The following is an 18,618-nucleotide window of genomic DNA, read 5'->3' on the forward strand; positions in this document are numbered from 1 at the left end:
CTGGACCGCTTGAACGCCGAGGACAACGAATCGCCCCCGACTGACTTTTCACAGTTGATTGCGTTTCGCCCGAACGCCGCGAACGCCTGGCGGGCGTTCGGCGAACCAGGAGTGACCCACCAACGCTCAGGAAGGCACGACATGACCCGAGAAAGACCGGCATGGTCGCGGTGACCACCGGCGACGCCGAGATCCTGCGGCGGTCCCGGCACGAGCCGGAGTGCTTCGCCGCGCTCTTCGACCGCCATTACGGCGCCATCCACGGTTACGCGGCGCGGCGGCTCGGGCGGGGCCCCGCCGACGACGTGGCCGCCGAGACGTTCCTCATCGCGTTCGACCGGCGCGACCGCTACGACCTGACGCGGGACGACGCGCGGCCGTGGCTGTACGGGATCGCGTCCAACCTCATCTCCCGGCATCACCGCGCGGAGGTGCGCCAGTACCGGGCGCTGGCGCGGGCCGGCGCGTCCGAGGCCGCCGAGGGCCACGACGAGCGGGTCGCCGGGCAGGTCGACGCGCAGGCGGCGCGGGGGCCGCTGGCGGCGGCGCTCGGCGGGCTGCCGCGCGGCGACCGGGACGTCCTGCTGCTCGTCGCCTGGGCTCAGCTCGGTGTGCGGGAGGCGGGCGAGGCGCTCGGGATCCCGGCGGGAACGGCGCGCTCCCGGCTGCACCGGGCCCGGACGAGGATCCGCGCCGTACTGGGCGAGACCGACCCCACGACCTTTGGAGAGGACATCGACCGATGAACGACCTGGAAATTCTGCGTGATGCCTGGACCGAGCCCGAGGCGCCCGCGGAGGCGTCCCGCGCCGCCGCCCGGACGGCCCTGCTCGAACGCGCGTCCGGTGGCGGGAGGCGGCGCTTCCGGCCGTCGCGGTTCGGTGTCCGGCTCGTGGCCGTGGGCGTGCTGGCCGCCGCCGTGGCGGTCGGTGTGACCGTCGTCCAGACCGCGGGCGGCACCGACCGGGACGGCAACCCGCGCCCCGTGGTGCCGGGGATCCCGGCGGGCCCGGTGGCCAACGCGTCCGAGGCGCTCGAACGGGCGGCACGCGCGGCGGAGACGCGCGCGTTCACGCCGCCCCGGCCCGACCAGTGGATCTACGTCGAGTCCCGGGTGCGGAGAGGACGCGAGCCGAACGGCCCCGTCTCCACGGACCCCGGCAAGGACGTCGTGACGCGGAACTGGCAGCGTGCCGACGGCACGAAGTCGGCGACGATCGAGGACGGGAGGCTGCGGTTCACCGGGATGCTGCCGACGACGCCGCCGTCCGACTACGCCTCGCTGGCCGCGCTGCCGGCCGACCCGGACGCGCTGCTGAAGTGGATCTACAAGCAGACGGGCGGCCTCGGTGCGGCGAAGGAGGGGCGGTACTCGACCGCGTACTCGATGTTCGGCGCGATCCTGCGGAACAACGTCCTGCCGCCCAGGACCGAGGCGGCGGTGTTCCGGGCGATCAAGCAGATTCCCGGCGTGACGCTCGCCGAGGGCCGGGTGGACGCGGCGGGACGCCTGGCCCTGGGGCTCGGACGTGTCACCGACGGCTACCTGCACCAGGAGCTGCTGCTCGACGCGGAGACCTACGGGTACCTGGGTGAACGGTCCGTTGTGATCAAGGACCACAGGACCCGTCACGTCGACGGGACCATGTCGGTGGAGAAGGGCGACCTGATGAACCTGACCGTCCGCCTCAAGGCGGGCATCGTGGACGAGGCGGGGCAGCGGCTCTGACCTCCCGGAGGGCGGACGGGCGATCGGGTCGCCCGTCCGCCGCCGTCAGGAGTCGATGAGCAGGCGGGCGGCGGAGATCTCCAGCCGGGCCTGGATCTCCTCCGCGGTCGCGTTGCCGCGCAGCATCTCGATCATCTCCATGGTCCAGATGCCGGCCAGTGCCCGCGCCACCAGGCGGCGCGGATCGTCGTCGGTGATGTCCTGCGGCGGGCCGGACGCGGCGAGCAGCAGCAGCCCGGTCATCCGGTCGCCGAAGTCGGTCTTGACGTCGGACAGCAGCAGGGAGCGGATCAGCGCCTCCGCCAGCTCCGGTTCGCGCATCAGGCCGCGGGTGGCGCGCATCAGCACCTCCACCGCGCGCTGCGGTGCGTCGCCGGCGCGGGGAGGGCGGCGCTCGATGCTGCGTTCGAGGAGGTCGAGTTCCTCGCTGACGACGGCGACGACCAGGTCCATCTTGGACGGGAAGTAGCGGTACAGGGTGCCGAGGGCGACCCCGGCGCGCTCGGAGACGGTGCGCATCTGCATCGCCTCGATGCCGCCGCGCGACGCCAGTGCCGCGGCCGCCTGCACGATACGCTTGCGCCGCTGGTGCTGGCTGCGGGAGCGCACGCTCTGCCCCGGCCGGCCGGCCGCCTGTTCCGCGGGCTGACCCGGGGTCTCGCCCCCGGTCACTGTCGGCTCTGCGGTCACGGTCGATCCCTTCTGTGCGGGCGCGGTCGCCCGACGTGTCCCACCAAGGATACAGCTCTCACGAGAACGTGTTATCTGATCGTCGGCGGGCGGGTGGCCCGCCGGGTCCCGTCATCCGGTCGATGAACCCTGGCATGCTAGGCGAATCTGCCCGCGAACGAGGGCGATCATGCCTCTGGACACAGACTAGAATCTGTTCTACTTTTTCGCCGTGGGGCGGGTCCTCGGAGGTGACGGGATGAGCGTCGCGGCACTGCTGGAAGCGCGGGCGGACGACGGCCGTCCCGGACCTCGCCTACCGCCGGATGACCGCGGAGGACGCGGCCGGCACCCGGGCGGAGTTCGAGCGGCGCGGCCGGCTGCACCTTCTGGAAGGGAGCGGATGAGTGGACTTCAACCTGGACGAGACCCAGCAGGAGCTCAACGGCCTCGCGGCGGGCCTGCTCGCGCGTGAGGCGACGCAGGAGCGGCTGGAGGCCTTCGAGAAGAGCGGTGCGTCCTACGACGCGGTGACCTGGAAGGCCCTCGCGCAGGCGGGGCTGCTCGGGGTCGTCGTGCCGGAGGACGCCGGCGGCGCGGGCCTCGGGCAGGTCGAGCTGGCGGTCATCCTGCGGCAGGCCGGCCTGACGGTCGCGCCCGTCCCCGTGTACGCGTCGCTCGCGCTGGCGGCCGTTCCGATCGGGCGGCACGGCACCGCCGGTCAGTGTGCCCTCCTGGGCCCGCTGACCGAGGGCGAGACGGTCCTGACCGGCGCGTACCGCGAGGTCGGCCCGCCGGGCGAGGTCTCCACGACGGCGCGCCGGGACGGTGACGGCTTCGTCCTCGACGGGGTGAAGACGTTCGTCCCGTACGCGCGGGAGGCGGCCCGCATCCTCGTCCCGGCCCGCGTCGAGGGCGCGGGCGTCGGGGTCTTCCTCGTCGAGCCCGCCGCCACGGCGATCACGAGGCAGCCGTCGGCGACGACCGAGCCGCTGTCGCGCGTCGCGCTCGACGGCGTGCGGGTCGGGCCGGACGCCCTGCTCGGCGGAACGGCGGACGGCGCCGCCTGGGACACCCTGCGCCGCTCCGCGGTCGCCGGCGCGGTCGCCGTCTCGTCCGGCGTCATCGAGGGCGCGCTGGAGCTGACCAAGGAGTACGTGAAGACGCGCGAGCAGTTCGAGCGCGCCCTCGCGCAGTTCCAGGCCGTGACGATGCAGATCGGTGACGTCTACATCGCCAAGCGGGCCCTGGACGTGGCCGTCTGGGCCGGCGTGTGGCGCCTCGCGGAGGGCGACGCCGACGCCGACGAGGTCCTCGCCGTCGCCGCGTACAACGCCTGCGACCCCGTCGTGCAGGCCCTGTACACCTGCCAGCACTTGCACGGCGGCATCGGCCTGGACGTCACCTATCCGCTGCACCGCTACTTCGCCTGGGGCAAGCAGTGCGCGCACCTGCTCGGCGGTGCGGAACACCAGCTCGACTCGCTCGGCGCGCTCGTTTCTCAGGAGGCCTGATGTTCATCGATCTGACCGACGAGCAGAAGAGGCTCCGCGCCGAGCTGCGCGAGTACTTCGAGGGCTGCCTGGACGGGCAGCAGCGCGCCGCGATCCTGGAGGACCCGTTCGGGACCGCCTACATGGAGCACTGCCGGCGGCTCGGCCGCGACGGGATGCTCGGCGTCGCGCTGCCGAAGGAGTACGGCGGCCGCGGCTACGGACCCGTCGAGCAGACGATCTTCGCCAACGAGATCGCCCGCGCCGAGGTCACCTACCCGCTCATCACGCTGAACTCCGTCGCGCCGACGATCCTGCAGTACGGGACGGACGCGCAGAAGGAGTTCTTCATCCCGCGCATCCTCGCGGGGGAGTGCCATTTCGCGATCGGCTACAGCGAGCCGGGCGCCGGGACCGACCTCGCCGCCCTGCGCACCACCGCGGTCAGGGACGGCGACCACTACGTCGTGAACGGCCAGAAGATCTTCACGTCGGGGGCGAACACCGCCGACTACGTGTGGCTCGCCGCCCGCACCGACCCGGACGCGAAGAAGCACAAGGGCATCTCGATGCTCATCGTCGACTGCGAGGACCCGGGGTTCTCGTGGACGCCGATCATCACGATGGACGGCCGGCACCACACCAACTCGACGTACTTCCAGGACATCCGCGTCCCGGCGGACATGCTGATCGGCGAGGAGAACAAGGGCTGGGACCTCATCGTCAACCAGCTCAACCACGAGCGGGTCACGCTCGGCCCCGCCGGCAACATCGGCCACACCCATGTCCGGTTCGAGCGCTGGGCCCGCACGACCGCCGGGCGGGACGGCCGGCCGCTCATCGAGGAGCCCGCCGTCCGCCGCGCGGTCGCGCGGATCTACGCCTACCTGCGCGTCAACGAGCTGCTCAACTGGCAGGTCGCCGCAAACCAGGACCTCGGCTGGCTCGGCGCGGCGGACGCGTCCGCCACCAAGATCTACGGCTCGGAGCGGGTCCAGGAGGTCGGCCGGATCGTCGGGGACGTCCTCGCCCGGTACGGCGATCCGGGCGACCCGGTGACCGCGGAGTTCATCGAGGCCACCGACCGCCTCGCCAAGGGCGCGCTCGTGCTGACGTTCGGCGGCGGCGTCAACGAGATCCAGCGCGAGCTGATCGCGATGATCGGCCTCGGCCTGCCCCGCGCGCCCCGCTGAGGCCCGAGGTCTAGCAGGGGGGCCGGTTGAGGCCGGTCTCCAGGATGGCGAAGGTCTGGTCGACGGTCTCGGAGAGCGAGCCGAACGTGCCTCCGTGGCGGCGCATCGCGTCGGCGGCGGCCTGGAAGCCGCAGGTGGTGGCGGCGGCGATGACGTGCGGGCGCAGGTCGGCGGCGGGGTCGACGCCGAGCCGCTCGGCGATGAACTCGATCAGCAGGGCCTGCTTCTTCTGGGCGTGCTCCAGGCTGCCCGCCATGAGGGACGGGCTGTCGTGCATCATCGACAGCATGCACTGGAAGCGCTCGGGGTCGAAGCCGAGTTCGCCGGCCTCGCAGGCGCGGGCGATGCCGACGACGGCCCGGCGCAGCGCCGTCATGATCGGCTCATCGGCGGGCCGCTCGGTCAGCGAGGCCAGGACGGCGCGGGTCTGCTCCTCCTGGAAGGTGAGCGCGACGTCCTCTTTCGAGGCGAAGTAGCGGAAGAACGTGCGGGACGAGACGTCCACGGCGTCGGCGATCTCCTCGACGGTGGTGGAGTCGAACCCCTTCTCGGCGAAGAGGGTGAACGCCGCGTCGACGAGCGCGTCCCGGGTGCGCTGCTTCTTGCGTTCGCGCCGGCCCGGGGGCTGGGGCCCGGGGCCGGTGGCGCCGGTCTCGGGGTCGGTCGCGGTCATGGGCGAAGTGTAACCATCTCGTCGTCCCGCGCCAAGAGACAGCGGGCGACCAATGTCCTGATGTAACTAATGTCGTACCGCGACCTGAGTCGGTTGACGACAAGTGTCATGCCATGACACTTTTGGGTCTTCCCCATCCGGAGGTCGATCCATGACTCACTCCCCAGGCGCCGGAACACTCGAGCCCGGCGCCGTCCACGTCCCGCCGCGCGACAAGGAGCGCGGCCGTCCCGTGAGAGCCGGGCACGGGCATCCGTGGCTCACCCTCGTGGCGGTCGCGCTCGGCGTGATGATGGTCGGGCTCGACGCCACCGTCGTGTCCATCGCCAACCCCGCGATCGCCCGCGACCTGGGCGCGAACCTGTCCGGCCTGCAGTGGGTCACCAACGCCTACCTGTTGGCGCTCGCCGTCACCCTGATCCCGGCCGGGAAGATCGCCGACAGGTTCGGGCGCAGGCGGACGTTCCTGGCCGGCGTGGTCGGGTTCGCCGCCGCGTCGGTCATGATCGGACTCTCCGGCGGTCTCGGCATGGTCATCTTCTGGCGGGTCGTGCAGGGCTTCGCGGGGGCGCTGCTCCAGCCCGCGAGCCTCGCCATCCTGCGCAACACGTTCCCGGCCGACCGGCTCAACACCGCGATCGGCGTCTGGGGCTCCACCGTCGGCATCTCCATCGCGGGCGGCCCGATCGTCGCCGGGCTGCTGGTCGAGAACGTCAGCTGGGAGTCGGTCTTCTTCCTCAACGCCCCCCTCGGCCTGGTCGCCCTCGCCGTCGGCCTGTGGGTGATCCGCGAATCGCGGGACGAGGAGGCCACCGGCTCCTTCGACCTGCCCGGCGTCGCGCTGCTCACCGGTGCGCTGTTCGCCCTGGTCTGGGGGCTCATCAAGGCCGGCGAGTCCGGGTTCGGGGACGCCGTCCCGCTGGTGTCGTTCGCCGTGTCCGTCGTGCTGTTCGCCGGGTTCATCCGGAACGAGTTGCGCGTCGAGCGTCCGCTGCTCCCGCTCGGGCTGTTCCGCTCGGTGTCGCTGTCGGCGGCGACCGGGCTCATCGTCCTCGGCTTCTTCGGGATGTTCGGGACGATCTTCTTCATCACCCTCTACCTGCAGCAGGTGCACGGCATGAGCCCGGTGGACGCCGGCGTGCGGATGCTGCCGATGACCGCCGTGTTCATCGTCTCCTCACCGCTGGCGGGGGTGCTGACCAGCCGGTTCGGGCCGAGGGTGCCGCTCGCCCTCGGGATGGGCTTCACCGCGGCCGCGCTGTTCGGCCTGTCGCGCATCGGGGTGGAGGCCCCCTACGTCGAGCTGTGGCCGTGGTTCGTGCTGCTCGGCATGGCGTTCGGGTTCGTCATCGTCGCCGGGACCGAGGCCATCGTCGGCAACGCGCCGGCCCATCTCGCCGGGGTCGCGGGAGGGCTCCAGCAGACCGCCGCGCAGCTCGGCGGCGTCCTCGGCACCTCCGTCCTGGGCGTGCTGCTGTCCACCAAGGTCGGCGACGTGCTGTTCGGCCGTCTGACGGACGCGGGCGTCCCCGGCGCCGCCGCCCAGCAGCTCGCGGGCCAGGGCGGGATCGTCTCGCAGGGCGTCGCGCCGGTCCCGCCGGGCACACCGGCCCCGGCCGCCGAGGCCATCACCACCGGAAGCCACCTCGCGTTCATGGACGGTTTCCAGAACTCGCTGACCGTCGCCGGAGCGGTCGCCGTCGTCGCGGTCCTCGCGGCCCTGCTCGTCCGGCGCGGCACCTCCCCGGTCGAAGGCGCCGCGGCGGCCTGATGCGCCGCCGGGGTGTGCGGGCCGGTCAGTTCCCGCTCGGGGACGGCGCCGGGTTGGTCGTCGGGCTGGGGCTCGGCGTGCCCGGGTCGTCCGCGGGCGGCTCGGACGGGGTGTCCGGCGGCGGCGTGGTCGGGTCGGCGGTGCCGTCGCCGGGCGGCGGGGTCGCCGGGTCGCCCGGCGTGTCCGGGGGAGTGGTCGGAGACTCGCCGGTCGGCGGGGTGGACGGGCGGTCCGGCTGCGGCGGCGTGGCCGGCGGCGCCGGGCTCGTCTCCCGTGTGGGCGTGCCGGCCGGGGACGCCGCCGGCGGTGCCGGGGCGGGAGCGGCTGCGCCCGGGGTTCCGGCGCCCTGCCGTGCCGGGTCGCCGTCGTCCGTGGCCGGGTCCCGCGGGGTGCCGGGCGCGCTGCCCGTCGCCCGCTCGGTGCCGCTGAGGCCGGGCAGCGGGTGCTGCGGGGCGGGACCGCTCGTCGCGGACGCCGGGTTCGTCTGGCCGGTGCTCGCCGTCGGCACCAGCGAGGCGGCCCCGCCGCCGCCCTTGGCCGACGGCCAGCTGGCGAGCAGGCCGATGACCGCCGCGGCGGACGCGGCGACGCCGGCGGCGGCGCCGAGGCCCTTGGAGATGCCGCCGGACAGCCCGCGCCGCACCCGGTCGCCGTCCCGGCCCGAGCGCCCGGAGCGGCCGGAACGCGGTCCGTCCGCGCCGATGACGACGAGCGGGCTCGGGGAGATGACGCTCGGCAGCGGCCGGACGGCCTCGTCCTCGCAGGCCGCGAGGACCTGGTCGCGCAGCCAGCCGGGCGCGCGGGCCGGTGCCCGCCGGGCGAGCAGCTGCGGCAGCCGCTTCTTCTCGAACGCGGTGATGAGGTCGAGGCGCGCCTCGGCCGCCCCGCGCATCAGGATGTCGAGGACGGATCGTTCCAGCCGGGTCCGCGCCGCGTCGAGCAGCTGGAGGACGGTGTCCGGCGCGATGCCGAGGACGCGGGCGATGTCGTGGGGTTCGAGCCAGTCGCCCGCCCACAGCAGCAGCACCTCGCGGTGGTCGGAGCGCAGGGCCCCGGCGGCGCGCAGCAGCGGGTCGGGATCGGCGAACAGGAGGCCGCCCCGTCCACCGAGGTTGCCGGTGAAGGCGCCGCGCTCGGCGCAGGCCGACCGGGAGAGCGAGTGCAGCCACAGGACCCGGTCGCCGCGCGGCGGCTGGTGGACGGCCGCGGTGAAGGTGTCCCCCACGGCGGCCGCCGCGAGCTGGTCGCCGACGAGCGACCAGCAGTACGCGTACAGGCGGTCGGCGTGCGCGTCGTAGAGCGAACCCATGTCCCCGCGCATGTGACCTCCCGATCGTCGCCACGGTACGTACAAATAGTGCATACCGCTGGTTGACGGACTCTAGCGCCTCCGGTCAATGCCTGAGAAGTCCGAGATTAGGCGATGCGTCGAGTAGCACGGAAGGTAACGGAGAGCCCTGCTGACAGTGACGTTCACGGAGATTTAAGGAAGTTCACGAAATTCGCCGGATTTCTGATGCGGTTCAGCAGGGAAGGTTGGCACCCGCCGATGAAAAGGTGAGGAGTGAGCCGTGACCCGGCTGACCGTGGACGACGTCTACCAGCACATTCGCGGTGTCTGCTTCAAGACCGGCCCACCCGGGACGGTCGGCGCGGAGACCGAGTGGTTCGTGATCGACGCGGCCGACCCCGCCGCCCATGTCCCCGGCGACCGGGTGCGCGCGCTCGTCGACGACGCCGGCCCGCCGTCCGGCGGCAGCAGGGTGACCTACGAGCCGGGCGGGCAGCTGGAGCTCAGCTCCGCGCCGTTCGACGGGCTCGGCGCACTGCATTCGGCGCTCGACCGGGACATCGCGCACGTCCGGGACGCCCTTTCGCCGGACGGGCTCGCCCTCGTCGGCCACGGCGTCGACCCCGTACGGAGGCCGCGCTTCCAGGCAGACCATCCCCGCTACGCCTGCATGCGCGACTACTTCTTCGCGGGCGGCTTCACCGACGCGGGCTTGGCCATGATGTGCTCCACGGCGTCAGTCCAGGTCAACCTGGACATCGGCGCAGACCACACCGACGCGTTCCGCCGCTGGCGGCTCGTTCACGCGCTCGGCCCGGTGCTGGTCGCGGCGTTCGCGAACTCGCCGCTGCGCGCCGGACGCCGCACCGGGATGCGCTCGTCCCGGCAGGGCATCTGGACTGAACTCGACCCCTGCCGCACCCTCCCCGTCCTGCGCGACGGCGTGGACGCCGACCCCGCCGAGGCGTGGACGCGGTACGCGCTGGACGCCCAGGTCATGCTCGTCCACACCGCCGAGGGCGAATGGGTGTCCGACCCCGGGATGTCGTTCCTGGAGTGGCTGAACAAGGGCGAGCCCGGCGAGGACGACCTGTCCTACCACCTGTCCACCCTGTTCCCCCCGGTCCGGCCGCGCGGCTGGCTCGAACTGCGCATGATCGACGCGCTGCCCGGCCCGTACTGGCCCGTCCCCGTCGCCGTCGCCACCGCGCTGCTGGACGACCCGGCCGCGTCGCGCGCCGCGGAGGCCGCGGCCGAGCCGGTGGCGCACCGGTGGGCGGAGGCCGCCCTGCGCGGGCTGTCGGACCCGCCCCTGGCCGCCGCGGCACGGGCCTGCTTCGCCGCGGCGCTGGACGCGCTGCCGCGGCTCGGCGCGTCCGGCCTCGTCCCGCTGGTCGAGGAGTACGCGCGCCGGTACGTCGAACGGGGACGCACCCCCGCCGACGACCCCGCCCCAGATTCACCGGACTTCCCCCTACCGCTGTCCGAGGAGGACCCGACATGGCCCCGATGACCCCCCCGGGCGCGGCCGACCTGTACGCCGGCCACGTCGCCGCCGGCGATGAGGACGCGCTCAAAGAGCTGATCGCCGGCGAACTCGGCGCGGTACGGGACCGCAGCTTCGGCCTCACCACCGACGTCCTGGCCGGGGACGACCTCACCGGCCAGGTCTCGCCGCTGATGTCGCCGCTCGTGTGGGACCTCGCGCACGTCGGCAACTACGAGGAACTGTGGCTGCTGCGCGCGGCGGCGGGTGCGGAGGCGATGCGACCCGAGATCGACGGCCTGTACGACGCGTTCGAGCATCCACGCGCCGAACGGCCGTCACTGCCGCTCCTGCCGCCGGAGGACGCCCGCTCCTACATCGGCACGGTGCGGGCCAAGGTGCTCGACTCGCTGTCGTCGGTGCGGTTCGACACGGCGGATCCGCTCACGTCCGGTGGGTTCGTGTACGGGATGGTCGTCCAGCACGAGCACATGCACGACGAGACCATGCTGGCCACGCACCAGCTGCGCAAGGGCGCCCCCGCGCTCCTCGACCCCGCCGCCGAGCCGCTTCAGAAGGCCCCTTCCCAGGGCCGCGGGATTTCCCAGGGCCGCGGGATGGACGAGGTCCTGATCGAGGCAGGTCCATTCCGAATGGGCACCTCGGACGACCCATGGGCGTACGACAACGAACGTCCCGTGCACGTTGTTGATCTGCCCGCGTACTACATCGACGTCGAGCCGGTGACCAACGCCGCCTACATCGCCTTCATGGAAGCCGGCGGATACGACGATCCCCGCTGGTGGGACCCCGCCGGATGGGAATGGCGCAACAGCGGTGGGAAACGCGCCCCCGCGTTCTGGGTGCGGCAGGGCGGCCAATGGCTGCGCCGCCGGTTCGGGCGAACCGAACCCGTCCCGCCCGGCGAGCCCGTCCAGCACGTGTGCTGGTACGAAGCGGACGCGTACGCGCGATGGGCCGGCAAGAGACTGCCGACCGAGGCCGAGTGGGAGAAGGCCGCCCGCTGGGACCCGGCGGCCGGGCGGTCACGCCGCTACCCGTGGGGCGAGGCCTACGAAGAGGGACGCGCCAACCTCGGGCAGCGCACGCTCCGCCCGGCCGAGACGGGCTCCTACGCGGCGGGCGCGTCCGCGTACGGGGTCAGGCGTCTCCTTGGGGACGTGTGGGAGTGGACGTCGTCCGACTTCCACGGCTACCCCGGCTTCCGTTCCTTCCCCTACAAGGAGTACTCGGAGGTCTTCTTCGGCCCCGAGTACAAGGTGCTGAGAGGCGGCTCCTGGGCGACGCACCCGCTCGCCGTACGCGGATCGTTCCGCAACTGGGACTACCCCATCAGGCGGCAGATCTTCTCCGGGTTCCGCTGCGCGCGCTCCCTCACAGGGGAGGCGCGCTGAATGTGCCGCCATCTCGGCTACCTGGGGCCCGAACGGACGCTGCACTCGCTCATCTACGACGGTGAGCACTCCCTGGAGACCCAGTCGTACGCGCCGCGCATGACGCAGGGGTGCATCCTCAACGCCGACGGGTACGGCGCCGGCTGGTACCAGGACGGCGAGGCCGTCCGGTTCCGGCGCGCCCAGCCCATCTGGACCGACGAGTCGTTCCGCGAGGTCGCCGGGGCCGTCCGGGCGTCGTGCGCGATCGCGGCGATCCGGTCGGCGACCGCCGGTTTCCCCGTGGACGAGTCCTGCGCCCAGCCGTTCCGCGCCGGGGCCTGGCTGTTCAGCCACAACGGGAAGATCGACGACTTCGGCGGCGTCGAAGGCAAACTCCGCGAACTGGCCGGCGACGTCGCCGGGGTACCGGACGCCCGCGCCCCCGTCGACTCCGCGCCGCTGTTCGCCCTCGCCGTCCGGCACTGGCGGGACGGGCTGCCCCTGGGCGACGGCCTCGCCGCCGTCGTCGAGGCGATCACCGCGCTCGCCCCCGGCCGCTACAACCTGCTCGCCTCCGACGGCACGTCCCTGGCCGCCACGACCTGGGGCGACTCCCTGTTCGTCCGCGAGGACGCGGACGAGATCCGGATCGCGTCCGAGCCGCTCGACGGCGACGCCGCCTGGCGGGCCGTCCCCGACCGCTCACTCGTCACCGCCGGTCTCACCGCCGGCGTCTCCGTCACGTCCCTGTGAACACCGATTCCCCTCCGAAGGAGAGAACCACGTGGACCGGTTCCTGACCGCAGACGACCTCGCCAAGACGCTCCGCCAGGACGTCCGGGAGGGACTCACCGGCACGCCCAAGACCCTGCCGCCCAAATGGTTCTACGACGAGCGCGGCAGCGCGCTCTTCGAGGAGATCACGAAGCTGGAGGAGTACTACCCGACCCGCCGCGAACGGGAGATCCTCGTCGCGCGGGCGCCCGAGGTCGCCGCCGCCACCGGCGCCCGGACCCTGCTGGAACTCGGCGCCGGGTCGGGGGAGAAGACGCGGCTGCTGCTCGACGCCCTCGCCGGCACGCTGCGCTCGTACGTGCCGGTGGACGTGAGCGGCGACTTCCTGGAGGAGGCGGCGGCGGGCATCGCGTCCGACCATCCGGGCCTGGCCGTCCGGACCGTCGTCGCCGACTACGAGCAGCACCTGCACCTGCTGCCGGGCGGTGAGCGCCGCCTCATCGCCTTCCTCGGCGGGACGATCGGCAACATGGCGCCCGCCGCGCGGGTCGGCTTCCTCGGCGGCGTCCGCGCCACCATGTCCGACGGCGACTTCCTGCTGCTCGGCGCCGACCTCGTCAAGGACACGGACCGGCTCGTCCGCGCCTACGACGACGCGGCCGGCGTCACCGCCGAGTTCAACCGCAACGTCCTGCACGTCATCAACCGGGAACTGGACGCCGGCTTCGACCCGGACGCCTTCGAGCACCGCGCCGTCTGGAACGAGGCCGAGGAGTGGATCGAGATGCGGCTGCGGTCCGTCCGCGACCAGGACGTCCGCGTCGGCGGCCTCGACCTGGAGGTGTCGTTCGACGCCGGTGAGGAGATGCGCACCGAGGTCTCCGCCAAGTTCCGGAGGGAACGGCTGGAGTCCGAACTCGGCGCGGCCGGGATGGAACTCGCCGAGTTCTGGACGGACGCGGAGGGCGACTTCTCCCTCAGCCTCGCCCGCCCCGCCGCCGGCTGACGCCCGCCGCCCCGGTCCCCGCCGCCCCGGTCCCCACCGCCGGTGGAGCTACTTCTTGCGGACGGGCTGGGCGAGGCCCATCCGCTTCAGGTCCCCGGCCAGGCGGGTCGCCATGTACCGGTGGCCCTCCGGGGTCGGATGGGTGCGGTCCCGCTTGATGTAGCGCGGCGCGTTGCCGGCGCCGGTCAGCGAGTCGCCGGTGATCCACCGCTCGCCGATCGGGTCGACGAACGGGACGCCGAGCTGCCCGGCCAGGTTCTTCAGGGCGTCCCGCACGGCGATCGCGCCCCGCGTCGGCGTCCCCGTCCCCCAGACCGGGCCCATCAGCACGATGTGGGTGCCGGGCCAGCGCTGCCCGGCGCGCTCGAGGATGACGTGCGCGGCGGCGGCGACCTGCGGCGCCGGGACGCGGAAGTCGTTGTGGCCGCCGGACACGATGAGCATGTCGGGTGCGGGACGCCAGCCGAGCTGGCTCTCGAACAGCGCGAGGAACGCCTGCCGCCCGCGGCCCTTCGTGACGAACCCGGTACCGGACCGTCCGCCGACGACGACCTGCCAGCCGAGCAGCCGGGCCGTGGCGGAGGCGTACGTCGCCTCGGGCCGGGCCCGTCCGTCGGCGACCGTGTAGCTGTCGCCGAGGAACATCACCACGGACGGGGCGTCGCGCGTCTCCCGTTCGCCGCCCTCTCCGGGGGCGTCCGCCACCGCCGAACGCTGCACCGAGCCCCCGAGCGGGGAGCAGCCGGTCGCGGCCAGGGCCGCCACCAGGCTCAGGCACAGGACGAGAGTCGCCGCGCCGCGTCGGACGCGGCGAGATGTCATCGAGGACCACCAATCATCCGGAGCCGCCAAAGGCTCAGGGACGCATCGCATACTACTGATCCGCCGCGCCTGCCGGGGCCGGGTCCGCGCCCGCGTGGCGGGCCGGATCCGCCCGTACGGCGGCGCGTCGGCGAACCGACGTGGAATCGCGTCCTCGCCTACACCCGCCGTTAACCTCCTGGCTCAGGACGGGCAATCTGCCGCCGAGAGGGTTCCGCGGTGACTCGACGGGAACGGCTGCGTGAACTCGACCTCCTGCGCTTCCTGGCCGCGCTGGCGGTGGTGCTGTACCACTTCACCGGGTTCGGCGGGGCCGGCCCCTGGCCCGAACCGGCGCGCGAGGTCTTCCCCGAGATCGCCTCGCTCACCCGGTTCGGCTACCTCGGCGTCGACCTGTTCTTCGTCATCAGCGGGTTCGTGATCCTGATGAGCGTGTGGGGGCGCGGGCCGGGCGAGTTCGGGATCTCCCGGCTGGTCCGGCTGATGCCCGCGTACTGGGTCAGCGTGCTGCTCGGCGCGTTCGTGTACGCGGTGTTCCGGCAGGGGCACGGCGTCCCCGGCCTGGTCGTGCCGAACCTGACCATGCTGCAGGGCGGGCTCGGCGTCCGGAACGTGGACGCCGTCTACTGGACGCTCTGGGTCGAACTGCACTTCTACGTGCTCGTCGCCGTCCTCGCGGCCATCGGGATCACGTACCGGTCGTGCCTCGTCTTCATGGCGGCCTGGATGTTCGGCGGCCTGTTCGCCGACCAGGCCGACCACGAGCTGCTCCAGGTGATGCTCGTGCCGACGTGGAGCCCGTACTTCATCGCGGGCATGGCGCTCTACATGATCCACCGGTTCGGGCCGACGCTGCTGCTGTGGGGGTACGTGGCCGTGTCGTACCTGATGGCGCTCCGCTGGGGCGCCTGGCGCGCGGAGACGGTGTTCCGCGGGGCCGACGAGGTCGTGGTCAGCGCCGTCATCACCGGGATCTTCGCGGTGGTGATCCTCGTCGCGACCGGGCGGCTGCGCCGTCTCCGGTGGAGCGGGCTGACCGTCCTCGGGGCGCTGACGTATCCGCTGTACCTCGTCCATTCGCAGCTCGCGCTGCCACTGCTGGACGCGCTGTACCCGGGCATCGACCGGTGGGCGGCGCTCGCGGTGGTCATCGCCGCGTCCCTGCTGGCCGCCTACGCCGTGCACCGGCTGGTCGAACGTCCGGGCGCGGCCTGGATGCGCCGCCGCCTGTACGCGTCGCTGGAGCCGATGCGGCCGCCTGCGGAAACGTCTACGTTGGTCGGTCATGGCGGTCGGGGTGGACGCGGCGGTACTAGCCTCAACGGCGGTGAGCCTGGGAATCGCACCCCGGCTGATGCGGCGCACAGGTGAACGCGGGCCGGGTGCGGGACGGCGGCCTTGGGCACGTCCAGAGGCGTTCCTGGCCTTGGTGGTCGCGCTCGCCTATGTGAACCAGGTGCTGTTCACCGTGTACGTACTGCGCGTGCACGACGGCGATGTGTCGTTCATCGCGAAGTATCTGCCCGAGGGATGGTTCGCGCTTGCCGACGGCCCGTCCATGCGCGGGGTGGCGGAACGCTTTCCGGTGCCGGAGTCGCTGGAGCCGTCCGTCCTGCGGGTGCAAGCGTTCTTTGAGCTGCCGCTGGTGCTGCTCGCGTACGTGACGGTTCTGCGGTGGCTGGATCGCGGCCTGTACCGGCGTCTGGCACGTTCGTGGCTGGTGTGGGCGGCATCGATCTCGTACACGTTCGTCTTCTGCGCGGTCGAGTGGGATCTGCGCAACCCCTACACGATGGACGACATCGTGATCCGGGTCTGTTCGGCTGTGGTGACACCACTGCTGCTCTGGTGGCTGGCAGGGCAGGAGGAGAGCGAGGCCGGCGAGACATCGCCGGTGCGACTGCTTCTCTTCGCCGCCTCAGTCTGGGCCTTGGGGCATCTCGTGCTGACCGTCTATGACACCGCCCTGCTCTACAACCTCGGTCATCTGGGAGGACGGCTGCCAGGCGCGATCGTCGCGATGTGCGTTCTCGTCGGGGCGCGCTGGACGGCGTCACGGTTGCGGTCGGACGCGGGTGCCGGGGTCGCGTTGTCGTCCATCGCGGGTGGGCTGCGCTGGGTGCTGGTCCTGTTCTTCGTCCCGGCCTTGGCCGTCCGGTACGGGCCCAACGTCGGTGCGCCCGTCGTCGCGGCAATGGCGGGACTGGTCGTGTGCCTGGTCGCCTCCGTGTGCAGTCTGAGGGAAACCCTCGCAGGGGTCGGGACGAGAAGAATCGTGCTCTGGGCGGCGCAAGCCGTCGCGGCGCTGTCCGCCGGGGGCGCGGCCGGGTATGCGGCCGTACTGGTGGTGAAGGACACCTACTACGAGGCGGGACTCCTCAGAGGGGCAGGGGTCTGCTTCGCCGTCGTGGCGGCCGTATGCGCGCTGACCGACCGGTGGTGTGACATTCCCGAGACGGTCCGCGCTGAAGGAGATGTGGGCGCTCGGCCGATGTGAGCGGGCATCGGCTGGACGCGCCGCCTCCGGCGGGCCCGTACACCCCCGGTCGGGCCCGCCGGGGGGTTCCACCTCAGGACGCCGCGGGCCCGCTCTCCCCGTCCTCGGGCTCGTCTGCGGGCTTGTCGTCCTGCGGCCGCAGTTCCTCGGTGTAGCCGACGGTCAGGCGGCGCATCACGCCCGACTCGTCAATGGAGTACTGGCCGAGACGCTCCAGCGGCGGCGAGTACGCGTGGATCGAGACGCTTGCGTCGTCCACGCCGGTGAGCCGGTGGATGTGGTCGGGCCCGAAGCAGAACGACCGGCCCTCCCCGACCACGGTCCGCAGGGGTTCGCCGCCGATGCGCGGGTTGTTCTCCTCCACGGCGCCGGCGACGACGCGGACGGCGCCGGACGAGACGTCGTGGTCGTGCCAGCCGGTGTCGTTCTGGGGCGTCCAGCAGAGCAGCCACACGTCCACGTGGTCGTCCCGGTACAGCGAGGCGTAGTGGCGCCGCCCGCCGGGGAACGCGACGTGCTGCCGCCACAGGTCCGGCCGCTCCGCCAGGTCGTCGACGAGCTCGCGCAGCTCGTGCTCGTCCAGGGGACGGCCTGGCAGGGTCTCGAAGCAGGCGGCGCGGGGCAGGACCTCGGATGTCACGGGTTCGCTCCTTTCCGTTCTCTCGTTGTCGCGGCACCGTTCATCCGTGGGAATCGCGGGATCTCCGCACTGTGTGAACGGGCTGGACACGGCTACTGAACCGCATCACTGAACCGCATCAGTTAACCGCTTCAGTGAACCGGTTCAGAGCCGCGCCCGTCAAGCGGGGTCCGCCGCGTTGTCGGTGGCGGGCTCTAGGGTTGGAGAGATGTCGGACAAGCGCAAGCGCGCGACCATCCGGGAAGTGGCGCAGGCGACGGGGTTGTCGCCCGCCGCCGTGTCGTACGCGCTGCGCGGCATCCAGACCTCCGAGGAGACCCAGGAGCGGGTCCGCGCCGCCGCCGACGAGCTCGGCTACGAGGCGCACCCGATCGCCCGAGCCCTCGCCAGCGGCCGCACCGCGCAGGTCGGCCTGCTGTGCGGCTCCCTCGAGGACTACTGGCAGCAGTCGCTCGCGGTCGGCATCGGCCGGGCGCTGCTGGCCCGCGACCGCTACGCCCTGATCGTGGACGCCGGCGGCGAACCCGAGCGGGAGCTGGCCCTCGCCCGCCGGCTGCGCGACCAGCGGGTGGACGGCCTGATCGTCCAGCCGCTCGACCCGTCCGCCGCGCTGTGGACGGAGCTGGCCGCCGCGATCCCGGTGGTGTCCATCGGCGACGCGCTGCACGGCGGGCAGGCGCAGGGCGAGGTCGTGTTCGACAACCGGCGCGGCGTCACGCTCGCGCTGGAGCATCTGCGCGACCTCGGGCACGAGCGCCTCACCGTGTTCACCCCGACGGGCGCCAGCACCCCCGACCGTCCCGCCGACGTGCACGTCAACGCCGAGGCAGAGCGTCTCGGCCTGCGCGTCGACGTGGTCGTCGTACCGCAGTCGCTCGCCGCCGCCACCGAGGTCGCCATGCGGGTACTCGCCGCTCCCGACCGTCCCTCGGCCGTGTTCTGCTTCGCCGACTCCATCGCCTACGGCGTCTACGCCGCTACCCGCGAACTCGGCCTCGCCGTCCCCGGTGACGTCGCCGTCTGCGGTTATGACAACCATCCGATGTCGGCGCTGCTCACGCCGCCGCTGACCACCGTCGACTGGGACATCGACGGCATCGTGCACTCCGCCGTCCGGCTCATCGTGGACGTCATCGAGGGCAAGCCCCGCAAGCGCCGCGTGGTCCGCGAGCCGTCCCTGCGCGTGCGCGCCTCGACGGGCGAGCCGCGGGGATAA

The 18,618-nt window shown here is 72.5% G+C and carries 16 protein-coding genes and 1 pseudogene; 12 read left to right on the forward strand and 5 right to left on the reverse strand.

Going from position 1 to position 18,618, the window contains the following annotated elements:
* Positions 1–161: 161 nt before the first annotated feature.
* Both ACGFK0_RS07145 and ACGFK0_RS07150 read left to right on the forward strand, forming a co-directional pair.
* Positions 162–746 carry an RNA polymerase sigma factor gene (locus tag ACGFK0_RS07145; protein ID WP_392901332.1) on the forward strand — a complete coding sequence of 195 codons (585 nt, stop codon included), beginning with the start codon at positions 162–164 and terminating at the stop codon, positions 744–746.
* Positions 743–1,729 (forward strand): CU044_5270 family protein, encoded by a 987-nt coding sequence (locus tag ACGFK0_RS07150; RefSeq protein WP_392901334.1) that lies wholly within the window; start codon positions 743–745, stop codon positions 1,727–1,729. Before ACGFK0_RS07145 ends, ACGFK0_RS07150 begins: the two co-directional genes overlap by 4 nt.
* A gap of 45 nt (positions 1,730–1,774) precedes the next feature.
* On the opposite strand, the gene ACGFK0_RS07155 is transcribed toward ACGFK0_RS07150, so the two are convergent.
* The gene (locus tag ACGFK0_RS07155) at positions 1,775–2,419 is read right to left on the reverse strand and encodes a TetR family transcriptional regulator (protein WP_392901336.1); all 645 of its coding nucleotides are present in this window, start codon (positions 2,417–2,419) and stop codon (positions 1,775–1,777) included.
* A gap of 386 nt (positions 2,420–2,805) precedes the next feature.
* Between ACGFK0_RS07155 and ACGFK0_RS07160 the strand changes: the two genes are divergently transcribed.
* Both ACGFK0_RS07160 and ACGFK0_RS07165 read left to right on the forward strand, forming a co-directional pair.
* Entirely contained in the window at positions 2,806–3,912 is a 1,107-nt protein-coding gene (locus ACGFK0_RS07160) for an acyl-CoA dehydrogenase family protein (protein WP_392901338.1), read from the forward strand.
* Entirely contained in the window at positions 3,912–5,084 is a 1,173-nt protein-coding gene (locus ACGFK0_RS07165; RefSeq protein WP_392901340.1) for an acyl-CoA dehydrogenase family protein, read from the forward strand. The genes ACGFK0_RS07160 and ACGFK0_RS07165 overlap by 1 nt, the downstream gene beginning before the upstream one ends.
* A gap of 10 nt (positions 5,085–5,094) precedes the next feature.
* Here ACGFK0_RS07165 and ACGFK0_RS07170 read toward each other — a convergent pair whose 3' ends face one another.
* The gene (locus tag ACGFK0_RS07170) at positions 5,095–5,757 is read right to left on the reverse strand and encodes a TetR family transcriptional regulator (protein ID WP_392901341.1); all 663 of its coding nucleotides are present in this window, start codon (positions 5,755–5,757) and stop codon (positions 5,095–5,097) included.
* Between the two features lie 232 nt (positions 5,758–5,989).
* On the opposite strand from ACGFK0_RS07170, the pseudogene ACGFK0_RS07175 reads away from it, so the two are divergent.
* A pseudogene (locus tag ACGFK0_RS07175) lies at positions 5,990–7,553 on the forward strand (MFS transporter); the annotation flags it as partial.
* On the opposite strand, the gene ACGFK0_RS07180 reads toward ACGFK0_RS07175, so the two are convergent.
* Positions 7,554–8,849, reverse strand: coding sequence for a hypothetical protein (locus ACGFK0_RS07180; protein ID WP_392901464.1), 1,296 nt, complete (start codon positions 8,847–8,849; stop codon positions 7,554–7,556). It abuts the pseudogene before it with no gap.
* A gap of 250 nt (positions 8,850–9,099) precedes the next feature.
* On the opposite strand from ACGFK0_RS07180, the gene egtA reads away from it, so the two are divergent.
* From egtA to egtD, 4 genes are read left to right on the forward strand one after another with little or no spacing between them, the layout of a single operon-like run.
* Complete coding sequence (egtA, locus tag ACGFK0_RS07185; protein WP_392901343.1) at positions 9,100–10,332, forward strand: ergothioneine biosynthesis glutamate--cysteine ligase EgtA; 1,233 nt, start codon at positions 9,100–9,102, stop codon at positions 10,330–10,332.
* Positions 10,329–11,720, forward strand: a complete 1,392-nt coding sequence (egtB, locus tag ACGFK0_RS07190) for an ergothioneine biosynthesis protein EgtB (protein WP_392901457.1) — start codon at positions 10,329–10,331, stop codon at positions 11,718–11,720. The genes egtA and egtB overlap by 4 nt, the downstream gene beginning before the upstream one ends.
* A complete protein-coding gene (gene egtC / locus ACGFK0_RS07195; RefSeq protein ID WP_392901345.1) occupies positions 11,721–12,455 on the forward strand; it encodes an ergothioneine biosynthesis protein EgtC in 735 nt (244 codons plus the stop codon).
* A gap of 31 nt (positions 12,456–12,486) precedes the next feature.
* Positions 12,487–13,443 carry an L-histidine N(alpha)-methyltransferase gene (egtD, locus tag ACGFK0_RS07200; protein ID WP_392901347.1) on the forward strand — a complete coding sequence of 319 codons (957 nt, stop codon included), beginning with the start codon at positions 12,487–12,489 and terminating at the stop codon, positions 13,441–13,443.
* Positions 13,444–13,491: 48 nt separating this feature from the next.
* Here the strand turns inward: egtD and ACGFK0_RS07205 are convergent, their stop codons facing one another.
* Complete coding sequence (locus tag ACGFK0_RS07205; RefSeq protein WP_392901349.1) at positions 13,492–14,265, reverse strand: SGNH/GDSL hydrolase family protein; 774 nt, start codon at positions 14,263–14,265, stop codon at positions 13,492–13,494.
* 219 nt (positions 14,266–14,484) lie between these two features.
* Here ACGFK0_RS07205 and ACGFK0_RS07210 point away from each other — a divergent pair, with 219 nt between their 5' ends.
* On the forward strand, positions 14,485–15,636 hold the full coding sequence (locus tag ACGFK0_RS07210; RefSeq protein WP_392901351.1) for an acyltransferase family protein: 1,152 nt from the start codon (positions 14,485–14,487) through the stop codon (positions 15,634–15,636).
* A gap of 58 nt (positions 15,637–15,694) precedes the next feature.
* Positions 15,695–16,762 (forward strand): hypothetical protein, encoded by a 1,068-nt coding sequence (locus tag ACGFK0_RS07215; RefSeq protein ID WP_392901353.1) that lies wholly within the window; start codon positions 15,695–15,697, stop codon positions 16,760–16,762.
* A gap of 73 nt (positions 16,763–16,835) precedes the next feature.
* Here the strand turns inward: ACGFK0_RS07215 and ACGFK0_RS07220 are convergent, their stop codons facing one another.
* Positions 16,836–17,402, reverse strand: coding sequence for a cysteine dioxygenase (locus tag ACGFK0_RS07220; protein WP_392901356.1), 567 nt, complete (start codon positions 17,400–17,402; stop codon positions 16,836–16,838).
* 208 nt (positions 17,403–17,610) lie between these two features.
* On the opposite strand from ACGFK0_RS07220, the gene ACGFK0_RS07225 reads away from it, so the two are divergent.
* Positions 17,611–18,618, forward strand: a complete 1,008-nt coding sequence (locus ACGFK0_RS07225; RefSeq protein WP_392901358.1) for a LacI family DNA-binding transcriptional regulator — start codon at positions 17,611–17,613, stop codon at positions 18,616–18,618.

It is taken from the genome of Spirillospora sp. NPDC048823, from assembly GCF_043198445.1.
Lineage (GTDB): Bacteria > Actinomycetota > Actinomycetes > Streptosporangiales > Streptosporangiaceae > Spirillospora.

What these genes read in the sequence shown, in the direction of transcription:
- ACGFK0_RS07145 (WP_392901332.1), top strand. Translation starts at nt 162, where the DNA reads ATGGTCGCGGTGACCACCGGCGACGCCGAGATCCTGCGGCGGTCCCGG.
- ACGFK0_RS07150 (WP_392901334.1), top strand. Translation starts at nt 743, where the DNA reads ATGAACGACCTGGAAATTCTGCGTGATGCCTGGACCGAGCCCGAGGCG.
- ACGFK0_RS07165 (WP_392901340.1), top strand. Translation starts at nt 3,912, where the DNA reads ATGTTCATCGATCTGACCGACGAGCAGAAGAGGCTCCGCGCCGAGCTG.
- ACGFK0_RS07170 (WP_392901341.1), bottom strand. Translation starts at nt 5,757, where the DNA reads ATGACCGCGACCGACCCCGAGACCGGCGCCACCGGCCCCGGGCCCCAG.
- ACGFK0_RS07180 (WP_392901464.1), bottom strand. Translation starts at nt 8,849, where the DNA reads ATGCGCGGGGACATGGGTTCGCTCTACGACGCGCACGCCGACCGCCTG.
- egtB (WP_392901457.1), top strand. Translation starts at nt 10,329, where the DNA reads ATGACCCCCCCGGGCGCGGCCGACCTGTACGCCGGCCACGTCGCCGCC.
- egtC (WP_392901345.1), top strand. Translation starts at nt 11,721, where the DNA reads ATGTGCCGCCATCTCGGCTACCTGGGGCCCGAACGGACGCTGCACTCG.
- ACGFK0_RS07205 (WP_392901349.1), bottom strand. Translation starts at nt 14,265, where the DNA reads ATGACATCTCGCCGCGTCCGACGCGGCGCGGCGACTCTCGTCCTGTGC.
- ACGFK0_RS07225 (WP_392901358.1), top strand. Translation starts at nt 17,611, where the DNA reads ATGTCGGACAAGCGCAAGCGCGCGACCATCCGGGAAGTGGCGCAGGCG.